Source organism: Paenibacillus sp. D9 (assembly GCF_001188365.1).
GTDB classification, from domain to species: Bacteria; Bacillota; Bacilli; order Paenibacillales; family Paenibacillaceae; genus Paenibacillus_O; species Paenibacillus_O humicus.
Map to the genome: position 1 here is coordinate 3,140,798 of NZ_JZEJ01000001.1, position 22,800 is coordinate 3,163,597.

At 61.9% G+C, this 22,800-nt stretch carries 17 protein-coding genes; 4 read left to right on the forward strand and 13 right to left on the reverse strand.

The genetic code is table 11. The features are described 5' to 3' along the window. The first annotated feature begins 53 nt into the window (after positions 1-53). Both VE23_RS14265 and VE23_RS14270 read left to right on the forward strand, forming a co-directional pair. A complete protein-coding gene (locus tag VE23_RS14265) occupies positions 54-854 on the forward strand; it encodes a helix-turn-helix domain-containing protein (protein WP_049868336.1) in 801 nt (266 codons plus the stop codon). A gap of 90 nt (positions 855-944) precedes the next feature. Continuing rightward, positions 945-1,907 (forward strand): proline dehydrogenase family protein, encoded by a 963-nt coding sequence (locus VE23_RS14270; protein ID WP_048746302.1) that lies wholly within the window; start codon positions 945-947, stop codon positions 1,905-1,907. A 135-nt stretch (positions 1,908-2,042) separates the two neighbouring features. On the opposite strand, the gene VE23_RS14275 is transcribed toward VE23_RS14270, so the two are convergent. From VE23_RS14275 to VE23_RS14295, 5 genes are all read right to left on the reverse strand, one after another. Then, a complete protein-coding gene (locus VE23_RS14275; RefSeq protein ID WP_049868337.1) occupies positions 2,043-3,191 on the reverse strand; it encodes an ABC transporter permease in 1,149 nt (382 codons plus the stop codon). Position 3,192: 1 nt separating this feature from the next. Next, on the reverse strand, positions 3,193-4,317 hold the full coding sequence (locus VE23_RS14280) for an ABC transporter permease (protein ID WP_049868338.1): 1,125 nt from the start codon (positions 4,315-4,317) through the stop codon (positions 3,193-3,195). A gap of 11 nt (positions 4,318-4,328) precedes the next feature. Beyond that, positions 4,329-5,267, reverse strand: coding sequence for an ABC transporter ATP-binding protein (locus VE23_RS14285; RefSeq protein WP_048746334.1), 939 nt, complete (start codon positions 5,265-5,267; stop codon positions 4,329-4,331). Positions 5,268-5,428: 161 nt separating this feature from the next. Then, complete coding sequence (locus tag VE23_RS14290; RefSeq protein ID WP_049868339.1) at positions 5,429-6,553, reverse strand: sensor histidine kinase; 1,125 nt, start codon at positions 6,551-6,553, stop codon at positions 5,429-5,431. 4 nt (positions 6,554-6,557) lie between these two features. Further along, on the reverse strand, positions 6,558-7,202 hold the full coding sequence (locus tag VE23_RS14295) for a response regulator transcription factor (protein WP_049868340.1): 645 nt from the start codon (positions 7,200-7,202) through the stop codon (positions 6,558-6,560). Positions 7,203-7,343: 141 nt separating this feature from the next. On the opposite strand from VE23_RS14295, the gene VE23_RS14300 reads away from it, so the two are divergent. After that, positions 7,344-9,092 (forward strand): VanW family protein, encoded by a 1,749-nt coding sequence (locus VE23_RS14300; protein WP_049868341.1) that lies wholly within the window; start codon positions 7,344-7,346, stop codon positions 9,090-9,092. 184 nt (positions 9,093-9,276) lie between these two features. On the opposite strand, the gene VE23_RS14305 is transcribed toward VE23_RS14300, so the two are convergent. Beyond that, on the reverse strand, positions 9,277-10,281 hold the full coding sequence (locus tag VE23_RS14305; RefSeq protein WP_127508734.1) for an EAL domain-containing protein: 1,005 nt from the start codon (positions 10,279-10,281) through the stop codon (positions 9,277-9,279). Between the two features lie 293 nt (positions 10,282-10,574). Here VE23_RS14305 and VE23_RS14310 point away from each other — a divergent pair, with 293 nt between their 5' ends. Further along, positions 10,575-12,998: a bifunctional diguanylate cyclase/phosphodiesterase gene (locus VE23_RS14310; RefSeq protein WP_021881073.1), complete on the forward strand. Its 2,424-nt coding sequence runs from the start codon at positions 10,575-10,577 to the stop codon at positions 12,996-12,998. A 301-nt stretch (positions 12,999-13,299) separates the two neighbouring features. On the opposite strand, the gene VE23_RS14315 is transcribed toward VE23_RS14310, so the two are convergent. The 7 genes from VE23_RS14315 to argJ all read right to left on the reverse strand — a co-directional run bounded on the left by VE23_RS14315 (position 13,300) and on the right by argJ (position 22,780). Then, complete coding sequence (locus VE23_RS14315) at positions 13,300-14,094, reverse strand: TraX family protein (protein ID WP_232316948.1); 795 nt, start codon at positions 14,092-14,094, stop codon at positions 13,300-13,302. A 324-nt stretch (positions 14,095-14,418) separates the two neighbouring features. Next, positions 14,419-15,834 carry an argininosuccinate lyase gene (gene argH, locus VE23_RS14320; RefSeq protein ID WP_049868342.1) on the reverse strand — a complete coding sequence of 472 codons (1,416 nt, stop codon included), beginning with the start codon at positions 15,832-15,834 and terminating at the stop codon, positions 14,419-14,421. Positions 15,835-16,060: 226 nt separating this feature from the next. After that, a complete protein-coding gene (locus tag VE23_RS14325; protein WP_048745188.1) occupies positions 16,061-17,299 on the reverse strand; it encodes an argininosuccinate synthase in 1,239 nt (412 codons plus the stop codon). Positions 17,300-17,386: 87 nt separating this feature from the next. Then, a complete protein-coding gene (argF, locus tag VE23_RS14330) occupies positions 17,387-18,361 on the reverse strand; it encodes an ornithine carbamoyltransferase (RefSeq protein WP_048745187.1) in 975 nt (324 codons plus the stop codon). A 99-nt stretch (positions 18,362-18,460) separates the two neighbouring features. Then, a complete protein-coding gene (locus VE23_RS14335; protein WP_127508737.1) occupies positions 18,461-19,648 on the reverse strand; it encodes an acetylornithine transaminase in 1,188 nt (395 codons plus the stop codon). A 1,008-nt stretch (positions 19,649-20,656) separates the two neighbouring features. Then, entirely contained in the window at positions 20,657-21,442 is a 786-nt protein-coding gene (gene argB / locus VE23_RS14340; protein ID WP_049868343.1) for an acetylglutamate kinase, read from the reverse strand. A gap of 96 nt (positions 21,443-21,538) precedes the next feature. Then, positions 21,539-22,780, reverse strand: coding sequence for a bifunctional glutamate N-acetyltransferase/amino-acid acetyltransferase ArgJ (gene argJ / locus VE23_RS14345; RefSeq protein WP_049868344.1), 1,242 nt, complete (start codon positions 22,778-22,780; stop codon positions 21,539-21,541). Between the last annotated feature and the right edge of the window lie 20 nt (positions 22,781-22,800).

Genomic DNA, 22,800 nt, shown 5'->3' on the forward strand with positions numbered 1-22,800 from the left:
CCCGACGGAATCAAAACCCGGCGTATAATAAGGAATAGAAAGAAGGTGCCGGAATGGGAATTTCCTTTTACCGAGAATCGGCCTTGCCCTTTCTGGAGGCCAAAGCCTGCTCGTCGTACGATTTCGGCTGCCGGAAGCATTTCCACGAGGAGCTGTCCGTCGGAATCGTGCGCAAAAGCTCCACCGCCGCCTGGTATGACGGCCGAACGGCCAAGCTGGAAGAAGGCGCCCTGATTTCCTTTCCGCCGCTGCTTCCCCATGCGTGCAGCCCGGAGGCCGGGAGCGGCTGGTCCTACGACATGCTGTTCATCTCCCCGGAATGGACGGGCTCCTGGCTGGAAAACCCTCTGCCCCTGCGCCGGCCGCTGCTGGCGGATGGACAGGCGGCCGCAGCGTGCAGTTCATGGGTTTCCGCCGCCATGTCCGCCATGAGCGGAGGCGGCACGCCGCTGGAGATCGAGACTCCCGTCATCGGCCTGGTGAAGGCGCTGGACCGGCTCGCCGGCGCGCAAGAGGCGCCGCTGCTCCGCCGCGGCGCGGAGAAAGCCGCCCTGCGCCGAGCGAAGGACTTCATCCATGAGCATTTCCGGGAGAAGGTGACGCTGGACATGCTGGAGCGAGCGGCCGGCCTCAGCCGCTACCATTTGATCCGCTTGTTCAAGCTCGAATGCGGCCTGCCGCCTGCCGCCTACCAGAACATGCTGCGGCTCAACCTCGCCAAAAGCGAGCTGGCCCTCGGGGAAAAGCCGCTCGCGGAAATCGCCCTGGAGGCCGGCTATTACGACCAGAGCCACTTCAGCCGGTCGTTCCGGGCCCATGTCGGCGTTTCCCCGTCACGCTATGCTTCCTCTTGAGCAGCCAGCGGGCAGCAAGATCGTACAAGACGCCTCCGCCTGTTCGCCTTATCGTAGGGGAATATCCCTGCAGCAGGAGGAGACCGCCTCATGTCCATTTCAACAGCCGAACAAGATTTTGCCGCCGCCCTGAAGTCCATCGCAAGAAACCCTGACATCAAGTCCCGCTTGCTTCAATCGCCCGAGCTGCACCGCATCCTCAGCCGGGCTGCCCGCCGGTTCACGGCCGGTGACAGGCGCGAGCCCGCCGTCGGGACCGCTGCCGCCCTGGCCGGGCGCGGGTATGCCGTTTCCCTGGAACATATCGGCGAGAATACCGGCTCGGAGCCGGAATGCGAGCTGGCGGTGCAGGAATTCTCCAGGCTGATCGATGCTTGCGTGAAGCAAGGCCTGAACAGCCGGATCTCGCTCGATCTGTCCCACATCGGCCTGTCCCTGGACCGCGGGCTTGCGCTGCGCAATCTGACCGCTCTCGCAGAGAAAGCCTCAGCCGCCGGGCTCCAGCTGTTCGTCAGCATGGAGGAAGCCGCCAAAACCTCCTCGATTCTGGACGTCTACCGGGAAGCAGCCGAGCGTTCCGCGAATCTCGGCATCACTCTCCAGGCGCAGCTGCCGCGCTCGCTCGGCGACCTCACGCTGCTGAAGGACGCGCCCGGCGCCGTGAGAATTGTCAAGGGAGCCTACCAGGAGCCGGAAGGCGTCTCGATTCCCCGCTCCGGCCAGCTGGACGCCCGCTATCTGGAGCTGGTCGGCCTGGCTCTGGAGCAGGGCAAGCAGACATCCATCGCCACGCATGACCGGAATTTGATCCGGGAAGCGGACGCTCGCGGGTATGTCCGGCATCCGCTGGCCGAGCTCGAGATGCTGTACGGAATCGTCCCGGAGTCGGCGCGGGACTGGAAGGAATCCGGCGTCTCGACCCGGATCTATGTCACCTATGGGGAGGAATGGTACTTGTACCTGTGCCACCGGATCGCCGAGCATCCTCCCAACCTGTATGACGCCGTCACCGACATGATCCGGGGCGGGAGCAGCGTATTGGAAGCTTACTGAAAGCGAAAACAACCGGCGGGCATCCCGCCGGTTGTTTTCGTTCGGCTCTATGTGCACCGATGGCTCCATTGGCCCTGTCTGCACCGATGGCTCCATAGGCACTGACTGCCTGGTCAGGATGGGGCCGGGAGACGCCTACACGAACGTTTTCGTGTCGTTGTTGCGGCCGAACTTGTAGGCCGCGACGAGGAAGAACACCAGAGCGAAGGCTGCCAGCACGGCCAGGTTGATCGCGATCCGGCTCGTATCTCCGGTCTGCAGCTCGTCGATCGATTGGAGCACCCAGCGCTGCGGCATGAAGTCGCCGATCTTGCGGATCGTGTCCGGCATGATCGAGATCGGGAAGAAGCAGCCGGCCAGCAGGCAGCTCGGCGTAATGATGAAGTTCGACATCGCTCCCGATACCGCCGAGTTTTTGGAGAAGGCGACGATGACGAGAGAGAGGCTGACGGACACGAGGGCGAACAGGATGAGCATGCCCCCGAGCTGGGCGATCGGAAGGCCCGGGTCGACGCCGAAGACGTAACGGAGAGCGACCAGAGCGACGGCCACTTGCACGACCATGACGGCGATGTTGACCAGGACGTTGGCGAGCACGTACGAGCGGGCGCTGATGGGGGAGGACAGAATGCGGTAATACGTCCGGTCTTCGCGGCTCTTCAGGATGATTTCCGACAGGTTGACGGCCGCGGTCATCATGAACAGGATCAGGAATCCGATGGACTGGACCGACATCGCCTTCGTCAGGGATGTATCGGCGACTTGCTGCGTCTCGAGCTTGAACCCTCCGCCGCGGTAATCGGCATACAGCTTGTCGAAGGCGGCCCGGTCCCCGCCGGCTGTGCGGCTGATGGCAGCCGTATTGTCCAGGTATGCGTTCAGCATGCCTTTGATATACGCCGTCACGGTCTGGCCTTTGACGGATTGAATGGCGATCCCTTCCGGCTTGCCGGCCGCCACGCTGTCGGAATAGCCCTTCTCCAGAATCAGGCCCGAGTCCAGGTCCGCCGAAGCCAGCTTCTTCTTCAGCTCCTCCCGACTCAACAGCGTCGTCTTCACATGCTGCAGGCTGCTGACGTAGGCCGCCGTATCGGCGGCGATGACGGCGCTGCCGTCCTCATTGGCGATGCCGACGCGCAGCACCTGCTGTCCCGCGCTGCCATAGAGCATGATGGAGCCGATGACTCCGATGATCGGCAGCCCCACGTAGACGAGCAGGCTGCTCTTTTTGCGGAAGGTGTTCTTCAAGGTATGGACGGCCACCCACCATATATCTCTCCACATGTTACAATCCCTCCCGCTTGCTCATCATATAGGCCGAGGCTGCCAGCAGCAGCGCGGCAAGGCCGGCGTTGAGGCCGATGGTCTGAAAGACCTGGGTGTTGTCGCCGAGGTAGATCATGTTGTTCAAGGCCATGTTCGCCCACCGGATCGGGGACAGGCTGGCGGCGATGCCAAGCAGGCTGTTCTTCTCCACGACTCCAAGCGGGAAGTACGCGCCGCCGAAGAAGGAGGCCAGCTGCACCGCCAAGGATATCAAGCCGCCCGATGCGCTCGACTTCAGAAGATAGCTGAGCGCAAGTCCCAGGCTGGTCGACAGCACGACGACGGAGAGCAGGACGAGCAGGACCAGAGGCAGATTGTCGCCCCAGTACGCATGGTAGACGACCTTGCTGAACGTAATGACGACGAGCACGCAGAGCATGTTGACCGCCAGATTGCCCAGCACCTTGCCGGCAAAAATCTCTCCCTTGCGCACGGGAGCGGCCACCAGGCGCGCTGCCGTGCCCTGCCTGATCTCGCTCTTGACGAGGCTGGCCGCCGACATCGCGCCCCACAGGGCGATCATGACGGTCAGCGCGACCGCGTAGTAATCCATCGAGCCCGGCATGCGGTCCAGATCCAGCGACAGTTCCTTCACGTACCCGCCGGAAGGCACCGGCTGGAACGCGGAGGCAGCCTTGGCCGGATCGGCCGCCGCGATGGCGGCTGCGGCATTGTAGCGGTCGGCATAGGCCGAGAGCATGCCCTGCGTCATGTTGCTCGCGACGGCGTTGCGGTCGCTGCCGTACAGCTTGATGCCGCTGTTTGCAACGATTGCATAGTCGTCATAGTTGTTTTTCTCCACTTCCGCCGCCCCGTCCATGCCTGGCTTCACGTCCGTGAAAACAAAGCCGGATTTCTCCATCTCCGCCCGGAATCCCGCAAATCCCTGCTGCGCGGCGCCGCTGCTCAGATCCTGGACCAGCACGCGGATCGTATCCATGGAAGCTGTCGTGCTGAACGCATTCGTAAGGGCCGTGCCGAGCACCAGCATCAGGACAAGCGGAAAGGCGAGCATGAAGAACAGCGTGCGCCGGTTCCGGAAGCTCAGAAGCATTTCCTTGAGCGCGATTTGGATCACATTCATCTCGACCCCTCCTATTGGTCCCGCAGGCTGCGGCCCGTCAGCGTCAGGAAGACCGTCTCGAGATTCGGTTCTTCTTCCTGCAATGCCTTCACTTCGGCGCCGCCGTCCATCAGCGACTTCAGAATCCGGTTCAGATTGTCCACGGCCGCGTCGCTCTGAATGCTCAGACGCCCCTCCTTCTCGTTCACCGCGCGCACGCCGGGAATCTCGCTGAGGCTCTGAAGGCTGTAAGCCGAGCCCGGCTTCAGCTCGATCGACAGATCCTTGACATCGGTGATGATCGCCTTGAGCTGCTCCTTGGTGCCGTCCGCGATGATCTTGCCGTGATCGACGATGGCGACCCGGGAGCAGATTTCTTCGACTTCCTCCATGTAATGGCTCGTGTAGATGACCGTGCAGCCGGATTCGTTGAGCTTCTTCACCGACTCCAGAATGTAATTCCGGGACTGGGGATCGATGCCGACGGTCGGTTCGTCCATGATGATCAGACTCGGCTTGTGCGCGATGGCGCAGGCGATGTTCAGCCGGCGCTTCATGCCGCCGGAGAAGGTGGACGGGCGGCTCCGGGCGCGGTCGCCGAGGCCGACGAATTCGAGCGCTTCTTCGGTCCGCTCCTTCAGCAGCTTGCCCCGCAGGCCGTAGAGGCCGGCGAAGAAGGCCACGTTCTCGTAGGCGGTCATGTCGTCGTAGATGGCCAGGTCCTGCGGCACGATGCCCAGGTTCGTCTTGGCGTGGCGGCTATGCTTGCGGCTGTCCTTGCCGAGGATGCGGATCTCACCCGCGCTCGGCTGCAGCAGCGAGGAGATCATGTTGATCGTCGTGCTCTTGCCCGCTCCGTTGGAGCCGAGGAAGCCGAAGATTTCGCCCTCCTTCACGTTCAGAGTCATATTGTCCACCGCGACGAAATTCCCGAATTTTTTGGTCAGACCTTGAATTTCCAGCACGTTCATGATCCCCACTCCGTTTCCCTCATCCATTTGATGCTCTCAGTATAAGAAAAAAGGATGCCCCTATGTCAGTGCATAAGTTCACCCTTTGGCTATGAGAATTCTCATGTTCATGCGGAGGGCAGCCGTCCGGGGGACCATGAAATTCTTCATGCATCCCTCCATTATTGCGCAGGCTTGTCCCCGTACGGAAGCAGCGTCGTAACGCTGAAGCCGCGGCTGCCGTCCGCGACGACGGTGCCTCCGACCGAAGCGGCCCTCTCCTCCATGCCCTTGAGTCCAAGCCCCTTGACGATCTTGTCCTTGCCCCGCCCGTTGTCCGTCACGACCGCCTTGATGTAGCGCTTCAGCACGCTCACCTCGACATGGACGGCCGTCGCTCCGCTGTATTTGAGAACATTGGTGAGCGATTCCGTCACGTTGTCCTGGATGATCTTCCAATAAAGAGGTCCGATGGATTCCAAATCTCCGTTCCCGCTGACGCCGGCCTGCAGGCCGCTGCTCATCCCGAAGCTCTCGACCTTCTCCCGCAGCCGGCTCATCCCGAGCTGCTCCGTCGGCGGCTTGAGGCGATGCAGCGTCAGCCGGATTTCCTCGATAGCCCCCTTGGAGATGCCGATCGCATTGTCCAGCAGCTGCCCCGCCCGCTCCGGATCCCGCGCCAGAAGCCGTTTCGCCGCCTCCATCTGGATGAGGGCGCCGGTCATGGAGTGGCCGACGCCGTCATGGATCTCCTGCGACAGCCGGTTGCGCTCCTCCAGCTTGTGCGTGTACTCGGAGCTACGCTGCAGCTCCTGCCCGTCGCTCAGGCGGCGGGCCAGCCTCTCCTGCTTCATGCGCAGCCGGTCCAGCTCCTCCTCGAAGCCGATGGCCTTCATGAGCTGCGCCGAGTACAGCAGATAGTGGAACCAGGCCGCAACGGCCACGAAGATATAGCCGGCAAGCAGCCCGTCCCGAAGAAAGAGCAGAGGCAGGAGCGATCCCGCCTGCAGCATGGCTCTCCGCCTTCCGTGGAGAAAGGCCAGCTCGCAGGCGCTGAAAGGCAGCAGCAGCACGAACAAGGGGCTGCCGTATGCGCTCGCGGCGAGCAGGAACAGGATGACCGAGCCAATGGCGCCGGTTTTGGCTTTGATCGGGCCGAGCAGGCGGACCGCCATGCTGAGCGCGATATAGAGAAGCGCGAGCAGCATGAGCAGCGACGAATGCGCCGCGGTCACGTCGGCGAAATAGGCTGAAGCCATGATGAAGGCCAGCGCAAGCAGCTTGTTGCCCATCGTCCACAGCTGCATGGCGTCAGGAAAGCTTGCCCGTGAGGTAGTAGATCGCGATCTGCGTCCGATGCTCCAGGGCTGTCTTGTTCAGAATGGAAGTGATGTAGTTGGCGATCGTGCCCTCGGAGATGAACAGCTCGCGGGAAATTTCCTTGTTGGACAGCCCCTTCGCGATCTGGGCCATGACTTCGAGCTCCCGCTCCGTAAACAGGCTGCGGTCGATCGCCGGCTCCGGAGCCGCCGGGACGGCGGGAGCGGCCAGGCCGGCTCTCAGCTTCTCCAGCACCGCGTCCTGCAGCACGCTGTGGCCGCCATGGACGCTGCGGATCGCAGCCGCGATCTGCTCCGGATCGTTGTTCTTGAGCAGATAGCCCTTGGCGCCGCTGCGCACCGCATCGAGAATATAGGCGTCATCGTCGAAAGTCGTCAGAATGAGCGGCTTCGCCTGCGACCCCTCCGAGATGAGCCGGGCGGCTTCGACCCCGTTCATGTTCGGCATCCGCACGTCCAGCAGCGCCACGTCCACCTCATTCGCCTTGCAGTAGTCGACGGCCTGCAGGCCGTCCTCGACCGCGGCGACGATGTCGAACTCGCCGAAGCTGGCGAGGATGATGCGCATTCCTTCCCTGATGAATGAATTGTCGTCGGCAATCAGCACCTTGATCATCGGTGTTCCTCCCTATGGCGTCCGGGGCCTGTTTTCACAGGCTTTAAGTGGTAGTTTACCATGAAAAGGAAGGCGAGAAGAGACTAATTGCCCCGGGCCGGGCATATACATGACGAACGATGCCTGATGGGAGGACTGCCCGTGAAAAGGCTGCATCTGATGCTGATCATTCTCCTTGCCCTGCTGCTCGCCGCTTGCGCCGCATGGGGAGCTCTATGGATATACGGCTCCAAAACAACTGTGCCCTCCGGCACCGAGGCGGGAGGATTGCCTCTCGGAGGATTGCCGAGGCAGGAGGCGCTGCGGCTGCTGCAAGCTTACGGAGAAGCGATGGATGGCCGCGCGGTCATCCTGCAGGACGGAGGAGGCCTCGCCTCGTTCGACGCGGACAAGCCCCCGGCCTCGGGCGGCGGGGGCTTTGCGGCAAGACTTATTCCGAATGAAAGCGGCGGCAGCCTGGCGGCCGAGACGTCCGGCAGCCTGACGGCCAGTGCGTCCGGCAGCCTCGCGGCCAACGCATCCGGCGGCCTGACGGCCAATGCTTCCGGCGGCCTTGAAGCTGAAGCTTCCCGCAGCGCCTCCTGGACGCTGCGGACGCTCGGGTTCCGGCTCCGGCTGGACGAAGCGGAGGCTTCGGTCCGCCGGCTGGCCACAGGCTCCGCATGGAGCCGGGCCAAATACCGCTGGCAATGGGACAAGCGGCTGCCGGCGAAGCTCGAGTCGCGCCGCGCGGCGTTCGATGCCGCGCTGCGCCGGAAATGGGGCTTCTACGACGAGCGGCAGCCCATCGACGCGGTGCGGACGATTGGCGCGGACGATCGCGTCGTGTACACGCCGGGCCGGAGCGTCCTCCATCTGGACCTGGACCGGCAGTTCAGCCAGGTCCGTGCTTGGGCGGCGCTTGGCCGGATTGCCGCCTCAGAGCCTCAGAATGAGCTTCTGCCCTCGGCTCGTTCCCTGAAAGGGCTCAAAGGCAAAGCGCTGCTGAAGCAGCTGGGCGTCAGCCCCGTTCTGGAGGGGAGGCTTCAAATGAAAGCCGTGCTCCCCAAGGTCACGCTCGCGTCGCTGCGGGAGGAAGGAATCGACCGGCTGATCGCCAGCTTCACCACCGACTACAGCGCCAGCTCCCAGGGAAGGGCGTTCAACGTCTCGGAGACGGCCCGCACGTTGAACGGATGGCTCATGAAGCCGGGCGACGTCTTTGATTATGGAGAGGTCATCCGGATCACGGAGCGCGAGACCGGCTACCGGGAAGCGCCCGTCATCTTGAATGGCCAGCTCACCCCCGGCATCGGGGGCGGCATCTGCCAAGTGTCCAGCACGCTCTACAACGCCGTGCTGCTGGCCGGCCTCGACATCGTGGAGCGGCGCAACCATTCGCTTCCCGTCTCCTATCTCCCTCTGGGGCGGGACGCCACCTTTGCCGACGGCGTCATCAACTTCCGCTTCCGTAATTCCACCGGCAAGCATATTCTCATCCAGACCAGCTCGGGCGACGGGAAGCTGACGGTGAAGCTGTACGGCACGCTCCCGCCCGACGTCAACTATGAGATCCGCACCGAGACCGTCCGCTCCCTCTCCCCGGCCGTTCAGCTGAAGCCGACCTCGCTGCTCGCTCCCGGCGAGAGCCAGGTTTTGACTCCGGGCAAAAAAGGTTATGTCGTCGATACGTACCGGATCCGTTATGTAAAAGGCAAAGAAACGTCGCGCCTCCGCATTTCGCGGGATACGTACAAAGCCCAGCCGGAAATCGTCGGCATCGGGCAGCAGCCGGGCCGTGCGGCGTCGCCCTCCCCCGGCGGCGCGGACTCCGGTCCGGCCATGGGCGGCACGGGCCCTGAAGGCTCGTCGGCGGGCTTGCTGGAGGACGGCATCCGGCTGCTGCGGTAGCAGCCGAAGCCATGCTCCCCGCCATCAGCAATGACGGCGGACAAGGCTGTACCGTTTTCATTTCATGGCAGGGGGCTGGGCCGATGCAAGCTCCGATCTCCGCCGCTTTCAAACTTTGCCGTTATGGGGTCTGAATATGGCTTCTTCAGCCGATGGCTGCTGCGAGGGCCGAATTCCCGCGTCTTCAAGCGATGACCGCAGCAGCAGCATCGCTGCGGCCGGGATAATATCGGTCCACCGGAGCCGGCCTGCCGAACAGGTAGCCCTGGAACAGCTGATAGCCCTGCAGCTTCAGCCAATCGAAATCCTCCTGCTGCTCGATTCCTTCCGCAAGCGGGACCGCTCCGACCCGCAAGGCCGCTTCCAGAAAGGACAGCGCGGAGCGCTGCTTGTCCGCGTCCCGCGCGACGCCCTGCACATGCTGCATGTCCAGCTTCATGTAATGGGGACTCAGCTCCGCCAGCAGCTCTTCGGTGCTGTATCCCGCCCCCGTATCGTCCAGCGCGCACCGGAATCCCCGCTCGCGGTAGTAGGCCATAATCCGCTTCAAATGCTCCGTATCCTCGACCTTGTCCGTCTCGACCACCTCGAAGACGAGCAAGGAAGGATCCGCTCCAAGCTTCGCGGCGAGATTCACGGTCGTCCGAAGGCAATATTCGGGAGCATAGATGGCCGTCGGGACAAAATTGATGAAGGCCCTGGTCTTCAAAGGAGCCGCATGTCTGACCGCAGCCATGCGGCAAGCCTTGTCCAGCGCGTACAGGCGCCCCCGCTCCCGGGCCGCCTGGAACATTTCGCCCGGGTAGATCAAGGTTCCGTCCTCCCGGATGAATCTCGCCAGGAACTCATAGGCGTACAGCTCCCCGTTCCCGTTGACGATCGGCTGGATATGGCAGCTGATCCGCTCTTCGCGGATCAGGTCGTCGACCCACTTCGTGCCGGCGATCGAGCCGGCTTCGGCCAGCGATCTCCACCCTCCCCCGGCAGCAATGCGGAAGGCGATCGCCTCCGTATCGGCATGGTCCCGGCAAAAATCAAGCATGCCCGGCAAATCCGCTTCCGATATCCTCAGTATATTGTCCTCGAAAACCGCGTCCTTTCCTTGATTGCGCAGTTGATCCGCCGCTTCGCGGACCGCGAGCAGACTTTCCTCGCCTCCGCAGCGAAGCTCGATTCCCAATGGTTCCATCCTGCAGCTTGAGCATTCCACCCTTACCCGCTCCTAATCCTATAATCCAGCCTCGGCCAAGAGGCCAGTCCACCCCAATGATTTTCATTTCGATAAGCATAGTCTTTTTCCAAATAGAACCGAAAAGAGAATGGCAACTTTTTCTATACCCGTTTCTCTCATTGTTGAAACACCGAAGAATTTTTTTCCCTTCCTACAAAAAAGCTTACCAACCATGTGCATTTTGCCGTTATATACAAAAAAGGAAACCGGCTTGCCGCCGTCCGCCGATTGTCTAAGGAGATTAACCGCCGATGCCTATCCTTCACAGCTCCTATAACATGCCGCTTGCTGCCCTATCCATCCTGATCGCCGTGATTTCATCGTTCACGGTTCTTGATCTTGCCATATTGATCGACAAGGCCAGAAAGCGCACGCGCTACATCTGGACCCTCTCCGGAGCCGTCGCGATGGGGCTCGGCATCTGGTCGATGCATTTCGTCGCCATGCTGGCCATGCATCTGCCCGTCCGGGTCACCTACCATCCGATGCTGGTCCTGGTATCCATCGTACCGGCGATATTCGCCTCCGGCCTTGCCTTGCTCACCGTCAGCGGCTCGTCTCTTCCTATGCTGCGCTCATGCTCGGGCGCCGTGCTGATGGGCGCCGGAATCGTTTCCATGCATTATACCGGCATGAAGGCCTTAGTCGTAGAGGCGCATGTGACCTACAACACCCCTCTGGTAGCGGCATCATGCGCCATCGCCGTCCTGGCTTCCCTCGCCGCCCTCCATCTGATCTTCGCCATCAAGCAGCGCTCCGGCACTTCCGGCGTCTGGAAATTCAAGTCCGCCGGAGCGGTCTTGATGGGCCTGGCTGTCGCCGGCATGCACTATACGGGCATGGCTGCCGCTTCCTTCCACCATATAGGCGGAGCCCCAGCCGGCCACGACTCCTCGCTGGACAACACGCTGCTCGCCTATGCGATTTTCATCGGCATGCTCGTCATCCTGGGCCTCGTCTTCATCAGCACCTATTTGAACCGGCGCTTCGAATCCCAGTCGTTGGAGTCCGAACGCAAATTCAAATCCGTCATCGAATCGGCCAGCGACGCCATCATCCTCGCCGACAGCCGGACGATCATCCAGTCCTGGAACAAGGGAGCCCAGCGCATCTTCGGCTACTCCGAAGCCGAGGCGGCCGGCAAGCCGCTGGAGATGATCATTCCGGACCGCCTGCGCGACGAGCACCGCAAGGAGATCGAGCCCTATGCTTCCCCGCTTGCTCCCGACGGGTCCGGAAGCGTCCTGGAGCTGTCCGGGCTGGGCAAGGACGGAGTGGAGTTCCCGATCGAAATGTCCCTGGCATCATGGACCGAAGACGGAGAGAAGTACTTCAGCAGCATTATCCGGGACATCACCGAGCGAAAAAAAGCCGAACAGAAAATCAATCAGATGGTGTATCTAGACGCTCTCACCGGATTGCCCAATCGCCTGCTGCTCGGAGACCGGCTCAAGCAATCGCTTGAATTCGCCAAGGAGACCGCCCAGCAGGTCGGCATCCTGTTCATCGACCTGGACCGGTTCAAGTATGTCAACGACACGCTCGGCCACTCCACGGGCGATCTGCTGCTCATCCAGGTATCGAAGCGGCTGCGGGACTGCATCGACAGCGGCGACACCGTATCGCGCCTGGGAGGCGACGAATTCATCATCCTGCTGCCGGGCACGACCTCGGACGAGATCAGCCGCAAAGCCCTCCTCATCGTCAAAAGCTTCGCCAAGCCGATCCTGATCTCCGGGAACGAAATGTTCGTCACTCCTTCCATCGGAATCAGCGTGTACCCCGGCGACGGCCAGACGCAGGAGACGCTCATCCAGAACGCCGATACGGCCATGTACCGCGTCAAGGAGCAGGGCAAGAACCACTTCCAGTTCTACACGCCCGAAATGAACGAAGCGGTCACCCGCAGGATGAAGCTGGAGCACGGCCTGCGCAAAGGTCTCCAGAGAGGCGAGTTCAAGGTCCACTATCAGCCTCAGGTCGATATCATGTCCGGCATGATCGTCGGTCTCGAGGCGCTCGTCCGCTGGCAGCATCCGCAGTGGGGCCTTATTTCGCCGGCCGACTTCATTCCGCTGGCCGAGGAAACAGGCCTCATCATCCCCATTGGGGAATGGGTGCTGCAGGAATCGTGCCGCCAGAACAAAGCCTGGCAGGACGAGGGCTACGAGCCGATTCGGATCGCCGTCAACATCTCCTCCCGCCAATTCCAGCAGAACGATTTTGCCGAAATGGTCAGCTCGACGCTGGAGGCGACCGGCCTGGATCCGCAATACCTTGAGCTCGAGCTGACCGAAAGCATCGTCCAGAACTCGCAGAAAGCGATCTCCATCATGCATAGGCTCAAGGCGATGGGCATCTGCCTGTCGATCGACGACTTCGGCACCGGCTATTCCTCGCTGAGCTACCTGAAGCTGTTCCCGATCGACAGCCTCAAGATCGATCGCTCCTTCACGCGCAACCTCCTCCAGGATGCCAAGGACGAAGCGCTCGTCCATACGATCATCAATATGGCCCACAACCTCGGGCTCAAGGTCATCGCCGAAGGCGTGGAGACCGACGAGCAGCTGCAGTATTTGCTGCAGCGCCAATGCCATGAAGCCCAAGGGTATTTTTTCAGCCAGCCGATTCCGGCCGAAGAGCTGACCGGCTTGCTGAATACGCTCAGCGCCTAATGCAAGGGAGCAGGAGCGAGCCCGCATCAATAGGGATGCAATTGTCCTGCGGCAAGGACGGAAAACGGAGTATGCCTGATCCCCAACAAAAAGAGCACCTGCGTCCGTCGACGCCAGGCGCTCTTTTTTGCTTGAACCATACCGGCTGCATCCAGCCGCAGACTTCAAAGCCCCCCATTTTCCGTGAAAAAAGAGCGCTCAACGGATTCGTGGTCGAACCTGCTTCACTTCGCTTTGCTCCGGAGCTTTTTAGTGCTCCAGAGCCCTTTGGCGCCCGGATGCCCTTTAGGCGCTCGAAAGCTCAGCCGCGAAGCATGAAGTCCAATACCGCCAGAGCGGCCAGATGGGCGGGATAGAACGATCTCCACAGCCAGCGCGGAACTTTCAGCTTGTCGAGCCCATTCCGCAGATCTTCTCCATAGGCGAGCAGCAGCGTCGGGGCGATGCTGAACAGCTGAAGCGCCCACGATGATCCGTATGCGGCGATGATCGCTGCGTTCAACAGCAGATGGAGCATCACCATCCTCTTCCGGCCTGCATACCGGAAGATCAGGATCAGCAGCAAGCCGTAGGCATTGTAGTCGAAAGGAAGCTCCTGCATGAGGATGCAGGCCGCTGCCACCAGCAAGGCCGCGGCAGTCCCCCCGGCAATGCGCCGGCCTTTGCTTGAGCCGCTGCGTTCGGCGTCGGAATGGCTGTCGGGGCGTGCGCTCCACTCAAGCAGGCCGTCGAGAGCGAAGATGACAAGCGCCGCGGCGAGCAGAGTAAAGATGACGTTGTAATGGTTCGTACCGAACGCAAGCATGTAAGGAACCTGCGCGATGGCCGCGAGCAGCGCGAGCCTGCCGATGTACCGTTTTCGGGAGCGGGTCATCAGGCAGCCGACGGCGATTCCATAGGCGTAAATGGGAAATGCGATCCGCCCGACGATGCGCCAGGCTGTGGAGTCGGGAAAAAAAATGATACCGATATGGTCGATGAGCATCGAAAATATGGCCAGCAGCTGCATGAACGTCACCTCTTTCTCGAACGGGGCGTGAGTACGGTACGGACAAAGCCTGCCTTTGGTATAGATGATAAAGAATTCAATCCCCAAAATCCACCCTGCCGCTGCACCGGAACTCTTCCCCTCTCCTTTTCTATCCTCTCTATCCGATCCTTCCCTTGCCGCCCCCCTCTTTCCCCCTCTATTTCACCCCAAATACCTCCATCTATAGTCCTCTCTATCCCCGCCCTTTCCTATCCTTGCTTTCTCCCTGTCCTCCGCCGAGCCTGCCGTGCGCTCTCTTCTCTACCCCTAGCCGGACGATGGTTTGTCCTGAAGCGGCAAAAAGCCCCGTCCGCGCATGGCGGACAGAGCCCTCTTCCTTTCGCTCAATCGCAAGGCATCGCTTGCGGAGCCGCGCAGGCATGCTGCCTGCTAGTTCTGCTTGGCGGAATACGCCTCTACCCAGCCTGCCGTCTCCGCGAGCGCGGCTTCCGCACGCCCGATGGCGGCTTCGACCTGCGGACGGGCCGTGCCGCCGTAGACGTTGCGCGCATTGACGACCGTCTCCGGCTGCAGCACCTCGTAGATGCGCTCGTCGAACAGCTCCGAGAACCCCTTGAATTCATCCAGCGTAAGGTCCAGCAGGAATTTGCCGTTCTCGATGCAGTACAGCACCGTCTTGCCGATCACCTCATGCGCTTGGCGGAAAGGCAGTCCTTTGCCGACAAGGAAATCGGCGATATCGGTCGCGTTGGAGAAGTCCTTGTTGACGGCCTCGCGCATCTGCCCGCCGTTCACCTTCATCGTCGCGATCATCGGAGCGAACAGGCGCAGCGCGCCGGAGAGCGTCTTGACGGTGTCGAACATGCCTTCCTTGTCCTCCTGCATATCCTTGTTGTAGGCGAGCGGCAGCGACTTCAGCACCGTCAGAAGGCCCGTAAGGTTGCCGTACACGCGGCCCGTCTTGCCCCGCACAAGCTCCGGCACGTCCGGATTTTTCTTCTGCGGCATGATGCTGCTGCCCGTGCAGAAGGCATCGTCCAGCTCCACGAACCGGAACTCCGTGCTCGACCAGAGGATCAGCTCCTCCGACAGGCGGGACAGATGCATCATGATCATGGAGGCATGGGAGAGGAACTCCAGGATGAAATCGCGGTCGCTGACCGCGTCCAGGCTGTTCTCGTATACGCGGCCGAAGCCGAGCTGCTCCGCGACGTAATGGCGGTCGATCGGGAACGTCGTTCCCGCCAGCGCGCCGGCTCCGAGCGGCAGCGTGTCGATGCGCTTGTAGCTGTCCTGCAGCCGCTCGGCGTCGCGCCCGAACATGCTGACGTAGGCCATGAGATGGTGGGCGAACAGAATCGGCTGGGCGCGCTGCAGATGCGTGTAGCCGGGCAAGATCGTGTCCAGGTTCTCCTTGGCCTGGCCGATAAGCGCTTCCTGCAGGCTGCGCAGCAGGCCGACGAACTCGACGACGCGCCGGCGCAGGTACAGATGCATGTCCGTCGCCACCTGGTCGTTGCGGCTGCGGCCGGTATGCAGCTTGCCCCCGACGGGGCCGATATCCTCGATCAGCGCTTTTTCAATGTTCATATGGATATCTTCGTCGGAGACGCTGTACTCCAGCTCGCCCTTGCGGATGCGCTCCAGCACGCGGCTCAGCCCGCCCTTGATCGTCTCGACGTCCCCGGAAGGCAGGATGCCCTGCTTCCCGAGCATTGACACATGCGCCAGGCTGCCGCGCACGTCCTCCTCCGCCAATTCCTTGTCGAACGTAATCGACGCCGTGTATTCCTCGACCAGCTGGTCGGTCTGCTTCGTAAACCTTCCGCCCCACAGTTTGCTCATCGCCCTGCTCCCCCTTCGGATATGACAACGGGCTTGCGCGCCGGACCGGCGCAGCAAGCCCTTATGCTTTTTTTGGATTCATCGCCCGCCTCGCAAAGGCTCAGGCACCTTGATCGGCTGCGATCAGACTTTTGATTCATCAAACCGCCTTCAGTTCGGCAATCCGCCTTCAGTTCGGCAAATCGCTTGCGGCCCCGTCTGTCCGAACCGGATCCGCAATGCCGGATCAGCCCTGGCGGCTCTGCTCCACGCCGGAGGATACCTTCAGACGCAGCGCGTTCAGGCGGATGAAGCCTGTCGCGTCGCCTTGGTCGTAAGCCTGCGACGGATCGGCCTCCATCGTGGCGATATCCGGGTTGTACAGGCTGACCGGGCTTTTGACGCCGGCGCCGATGACATTGCCTTTGTACAGCTTGAGGCGGACGGTTCCGCTGACGTTCTTTTGGCTTTCCTTGACGAGCGCCTGCAGCGCAAGCCGCTCCGGCGCGAACCAGAAGCCGTTGTAGACGAGCGTCGCGTACTTGGCGATAAGCGAGTCGCGCAGATGCATGACATCGCGGTCCATCGTCAGCGACTCCATTTTGCGGTGGGCGCTGAACAGGATCGTGCCTCCCGGAGTCTCGTATACGCCGCGGCTCTTCATGCCGACGAACCGGTTCTCGACCATGTCGACACGGCCGATGCCGTGCTTGCCGCCCAGCTCGTTGAGCTTGTCCATCACCTGCAGCGGGCTCAGCTCTTCGCCGTTGATTGCAGTGCAATTGCCCTGGTCGAACGTCAGCTCCACGTATTCGGCCTTGTCCGGCGCGCGCTCCGGAGACACGCTGAGCACGTACATGCCCTCGTTCTCCTCCGAGCTCGGATCGAACCAAGGATCCTCCAGCATGCCGCTCTCGAAGCTGATATGCAGCAGATTGCGGTCCATGGAATAAGGCTTCGCGGCTGATGCCTGAACCGGAATGCCATGCTTCTCGGCGTAAGCGATCATCTCGGCGCGTCCCGGGAACTGCGCCCGGAATTCCTCGCTGCGCCAAGGCGCGATGACCTTGATGTCCGGCGCCAGCGCGGCGGCCGTCAGCTCGAAGCGCACCTGGTCATTGCCTTTTCCCGTTGCGCCGTGGGCGATCGCGGTCGCACCTTCGGCGCGGGCGATGTCGACCATTCGCTTGGCGATCAGCGGCCGCGCGATGGACGTTCCGAGCAGGTACTGCCCCTCGTAGAGAGCTCCGGACTGGAACATCGGATAGATGAAGTCCTTGGCGAACTCGTCCTGCAGGTCGTCGATATAGACCTTGGAAGCTCCCGTCGCCAGAGCCTTTTCCTCCAGTCCGTCGAGTTCTTCCTTCTGGCCGATGTCGGCCGTAAAGGCGATGATTTCCGCGTCATACGTTTCCTTGAGCCACTTCAGGATGACGGATGTATCCAGGCCGCCTGAATAGGCGAGCACGATCTTTTCCTTTGCCATATCGCTTTTATCTTCCTTTCCTTGTCCCGTCCGGTAGCCCCTTGCCCTCGGGCAGGCCCCGATCGTTCGATTTCGTCGGAGCCGCCTCTACATGAGAGCGGCCATAATCGCTTTCTGCGCGTGCAGGCGGTTCTCCGCCTCGTCGAATACGATGGAGTGTTTGCCGTCGATGACGCCCTCGCTCACTTCCTCGCCGCGGTGAGCGGGCAGGCAGTGCATGAACAGGTAATCGGCCTTGGCATGCTTCGTCAGGTCCTCGTTGACCTGATAACCGGCAAATGCCCGCTCGCGCTCCGCCTGCTCGGCCTCCTGACCCATGCTCGCCCACACGTCGGTGTAGACGATGTCCGCTCCCTCGATCGCTTCGCGCGGATCGCGGCAGACGTGGATCACAGACCCGGTGCCGGAAGCGACGGCTTGCGTCTGCTTCACGATAGCGGCATCCGGCTCGTATCCTTCCGGAGTCGCCACGCTCATGTGCAGGCCGAGCTTGGCTGCGCCCATGAGCAGCGAATGCGCCATATTGTTGCCGTCGCCGATATAGGCCACCTTGAGCCCTTCCAGCTTGCCTTTGTGCTCGAGGACGGTCTGGTAATCGGCCATGACCTGGCAAGGGTGCTCGGAATCCGTCAGGCCGTTGATGACCGGGACGGTGGAAGCGCGCGCCAGCTCGATGACGGTGCGGTGGGCGAACGTGCGGATCATGATGCCGTCCAGATAACGGGACAGCACCTGCGCCGTGTCCGAGATCGGCTCGCCGCGTCCGATCTGCAGATCGTTGCCGCTGAGGAACAGCGCCTGTCCGCCGAGCTGGTACATGCCGACTTCAAAGCTGACCCGCGTCCGGGTGGACGCCTTTTCAAAAATCATGCCGAGGGTTTTGCCCTTGAGCGGGTGATAGGCCTCTCCGGATTTCTGGACGCGCTTCAACTCGATCGCCAGCTCGATGAGGTAGCGGAGCTCCTCCGGCGTGTAGTCCGCCAGCGCGAGAAAATCGCGCCCTTTGAGGCCTGCCGCCAGCTCCTCGCTGCGGGCTCCGGCCAAAATAAGAGGTTGCTGCATTAATGGAACACCTGCTCTTTCTATGCTCGCCGCCGGTCGTCCGGCGGCGCTTGGATTCGTGGAGATCGGGAACCTACACCCCAATTAGGTTTGGGATGTTTAGTTCTGGGATGCCGTGACCGTCTTCTCCTTGAGGACGGCGGCGATGATGCCGACAGCCTGATCGATCTCGTCATTGGAGACGAGCAGATTCGGCAGCAGGCGGATGACGGTCGGGCCGGCGGGCACGACCAGCAGTCCGCGCTCGTGGATCGTCGCGATCACGTCGGCGACCGGACCTGCGCATTCGATGCCGATCAGCAGGCCGAGCCCGCGGATCTGCGTCACCCAAGGATTGCCGGCGAGCTTCTCGCGCAGCTGGCCGGTCAGGTAGCTGGCCGCGCCTGCCGCGCGGTCATACACCCGGTTGCCGGCGATTTCCTCGACCGTCGCCTTGACGACGGCGGAAGCGATCGGCGTTCCCCCGAAGGTCGTCGCGTGGGAGCCCGGTGTGAACGCTTCGCGGAGGAATTCCTTCGCCAGGACGGCGCCTACCGGAAAGCCGCTTCCGAGCCCTTTTGCCGAGGTGAAAATATCCGGCTGCACGCCGTAATGCTCATGGGCGAACAGCTTGCCCGTGCGTCCCATGCCGGTCTGCACCTCGTCGACAATCAGCAGAATGCCGTTATCCTTGCACAGCTTGACGATGTCGTGCAGGAACTCCGCCCGGACAGGCAGGACGCCGCCCTCGGCCTGGACAAGCTCCAGCATGATCGCGGCGGTCCGCTCGCTCACGGCAGCCTTGAGCGCGTCGAGATCGTCCATCGGCACGGTGACGAAGCCTTCCGGCAGCGGCAGATAGCCCTCCTTGACCTTGTCCTGGCCCGTTGCGGTCAGCGTTGCGAGCGTCCGTCCATGGAAGGACTGGGAGAAGGTGATGATCTCGTACCGGTGCTCTCCCTTGATCTTCTGGAAGTACCGGCGGGCCAGCTTGATCGCGCCTTCGTTCGCCTCCGCTCCGGAGTTGCAGAAGAAGACCGCATCCGCGCATGTATGCTGCACGAGCAGCTCCGCTGCCGCTTCCTGCCCCGGAATATGGAACAGATTCGATACATGCCAGACTTCATCGAGCTGCTTCACGAGCGCGTCCTTGATCACTTTCGGCGCGTGGCCGAGGTTCGTGACGGCGAGGCCGCTCATGAAATCGAGATATTTCTTGCCAGTATCGTCCCATAGCCAGCTTCCCTCGCCTTTGACGAGCGCGATCGGATATCTTGCGTAGGTTGGAAACAGTGCGCTGTTGCTCATTGCAGATCCACCTCTCCCTATCGTTATATGGACTCGCAGCCGGATGGCTGTTGGTGCGTTGAATCCTGGAGTCGCTCCGCCGCCGGACGGCTCTTGGTGCGTTGAATCCTAGAATCGCTTCGGTGCCGGATGGCTCTTAGTACGTTGAATCCTAAAATCGCTTCGCCGCCGGACGGCTCTTGGTGCGTTGAATCCTAGAATCGCTTCGCCGCCAGATGGCTCTTAGTACGTTGAATCCTAGAATCGCTTCGCCGCCAGATGGCTCTTACGTTGAATCCTAAAATCGCTTCGCCGCCGGATGGCCCTTCCGATCGCTGTTGCCGCCAGATTTCCTGAATAAATGGATTCAATGGTTGAAATCCGACGGCAAAGGCGACCATTGTCATTTCTCCAGGGCCATTCCGGCCGCTCCGCTCTGGGATTCAACCCCAAGGGCCACCCCGGATGCTCCGCTCCGGGCTTCAACCAAAGTGCCCTTCCGGGTGCTCCACTCCGGGCTTTACCCCCAGGGCCGCCCTGGATGCTCCGCTCCGGGCTTCAACCCCAAGGTGCCCTCCCGGATGCTTCGCTCCGGGCTCCACCCCAAGGTGCCCTCCCGGATGCTTCGCTCCGGGCTTCAACCCCAAGGGCCGCCCCGGATGCTCCGCTCCGGGCTTCAACCCCAGGGCCGCCCCGGATGCATTGCTCCGGATCAGCCTTATGCTGCCGCTCCAGGCATGCTACGCAAAGCGGAATTCCTCTCTGCTGAAGGGAGGAGGAGCCTGCCTTCAGGAGGCAGAACTTCCTCCATCAGGAGGACGAAGAAAGATGGAGGGGCTCTGTAGAAGCGGAGCGTTCGCATTTGAAGACCGGATTCCCCCATTCATGGGGTAAGTTCAAGGAATCCGGGCTTCAACAGCGATCGGAAGAGCCCTCCGTTTTCGGAGTCTGCTCCCGTCTTCAACAGCGATCGGAAGAGCCCTCCGTTTTCGCAGTCTGCTCCCTGGTCCTTAATCCCTGATCCCTGCTTCAGCCTGCAATCACCGTGCCGACGCCGCCCTCCAGGACGGCCCGGCTGAGAATGTCCGGCTCGGTGCCGCTGACAATGGCGACCTCGCGGACATTGCCGTGCAGGCAGGCGAGAGCCGCGCGAACCTTCGGAATCATGCCGCCGTAGATTTCTCCGGTGGCGATCATCTCCTCGATCTCCGCCGCGCTCACGCGAGGCAGGACCGTCTTGGCTCCGTCCACGGTGCGCATGATGCCCGGCACGTCGGTCACAACGATCATCCGTTCTACGCCCAGATGGGAAGCGACGGCTCCTGCCGCCGTATCGGCATTGATGTTGTAGCGCTGTCCGGCCGCATCGATGCCGACCGGCGCGATGACCGGGATATAGCCCATTCCCATCACGCCTTCAATGATTTCCGCGTTGACGTCCGTCACTTCGCCGACATGGCCGACCTTGCCGGCATTGCCGACAGGCCTGGCCTGGATGAGCATGCCGTCGACGCCGGAGAGCCCGAGCGCCCGCGCTCCCGCGCCTTGGATGCGCCTGACGATCTCCTTGTTGATCGTTCCCGAGAGCACCATCTCGACGACGTCGAGCACTTCCTCCGTCGTCCGCCTGAGCCCGTCGACGAACTCGGTCTCGATGCCGAGCTTCTCCAGCGTCCCGGAGATGGCGGGGCCGCCGCCATGCACGATGACCGGCTTCACGCCCTGCTCCTGCAGGCGCCGGAGATCTTCGAAGAACGCGGCGGGAAGAGCCGCAAGCGTGCTTCCCCCGCATTTCATCACAAACCGCTGTTCCATCTGCCTCATGCTCCTTCATCCGCTTCATGCCGCTTATGCTCAAGCCGGTTGAAGCTTCATGCCGCTTATATTTTCGCCTGTTGACGGTTTCTGCTGTTAAGTGCGGTAAGCCGCATTGATCCTTACGTAGTCATAGGTCAGGTCGCAGCCCCAGGCTACGGCAGCGCCGCCGCCGATATGGAGATCGACGATGATTTCCACCGTGTCGCCCTTCAGGTATTCCAGCGCCGCTTCTTCATCGAAGGCGACCGGCCGGGATTCCTTGAGCGTCAATATCGGTCCGAGCGAAATATCGACGCTGTCCGGATCGAGCGGCTCGCCGGCCCGGCCTGCGGCCGCGATGATGCGGCCCCAGTTGGCGTCGGCGCCGAAGACGGCCGACTTTACGAGCGAAGAGCCGACGATCGTCTTCGCGATGGCAGCCGCCGACCGGTCGCTCTGCGCTCCGCTGACGCGGACCTCGACGAGCTTGGTGGCGCCTTCGCCGTCGCGGGCGATCGCCTTGGCCAGCACCTCGCATACATATCGCAGCGCATCGCCGAACGAGTTCCAATCCGGATGCAGCGGCGTCAGCTCCTCGCCGCCGGCAAGCCCGCTCGCCATCGCGACCAGCATGTCGTTGGTGCTCGTGTCCCCGTCCACCGTAATCATGTTGAAGGTGCGGTCCGTAGCGGAGCTCAACAGGCTTTGGAGCGCCTCGCTGCCGATATTGGCGTCCGTCGTGACGAAGCCGAGCATCGTGGCCATGTTGGGATGGATCATGCCGGAGCCTTTGGCGGCGCCTGCCACATGAATCGTCCTTCCGCCCGCTTCGACGGCGACGCAGATCGATTTTTTCACAAGATCGGTCGTGAGGATCGCCTGGCAGAACTCATTCGCGCTCCGATCGTCGCCCGCCAGCTGCTTCGGCAGGCGGCCGATGCCTTCGCGCACGCGGTCCATCTTGAGCAGCTCGCCGATGACGCCGGTAGAGGCTACCGCGATCTGCTCGGCCGGAATCCCGGCCGCTGCCGCGAAGGCGGAGCGCATCTCGTACGCGTCGGCCTCGCCCTGCTTGCCCGTGCAGGCATTGGCGTTGCCGCTGTTCACGAGCAGCGCGCGCAGCCTTCCTCCCGCCGCCAGGCTTTCCCGGGTCACCTTGATCGGGGCCGCCTGCACCTTGTTGGTCGTATACACCGCCGCAGCCGCCGCAGGAACCTCGCATACGATGGCTCCCAGATCGTTGCGGCTCGTCTTTTTCAGTCCGCAGTGAAGCCCGCCCGCCCGAAAGCCTGCCGGTGTCGTAACGGAGCCGTCCTGGACGATCGTGAACGGCTTGCCTGCTGTCTCTTGTGTCATCGCGTAAATCGCATCTCCTT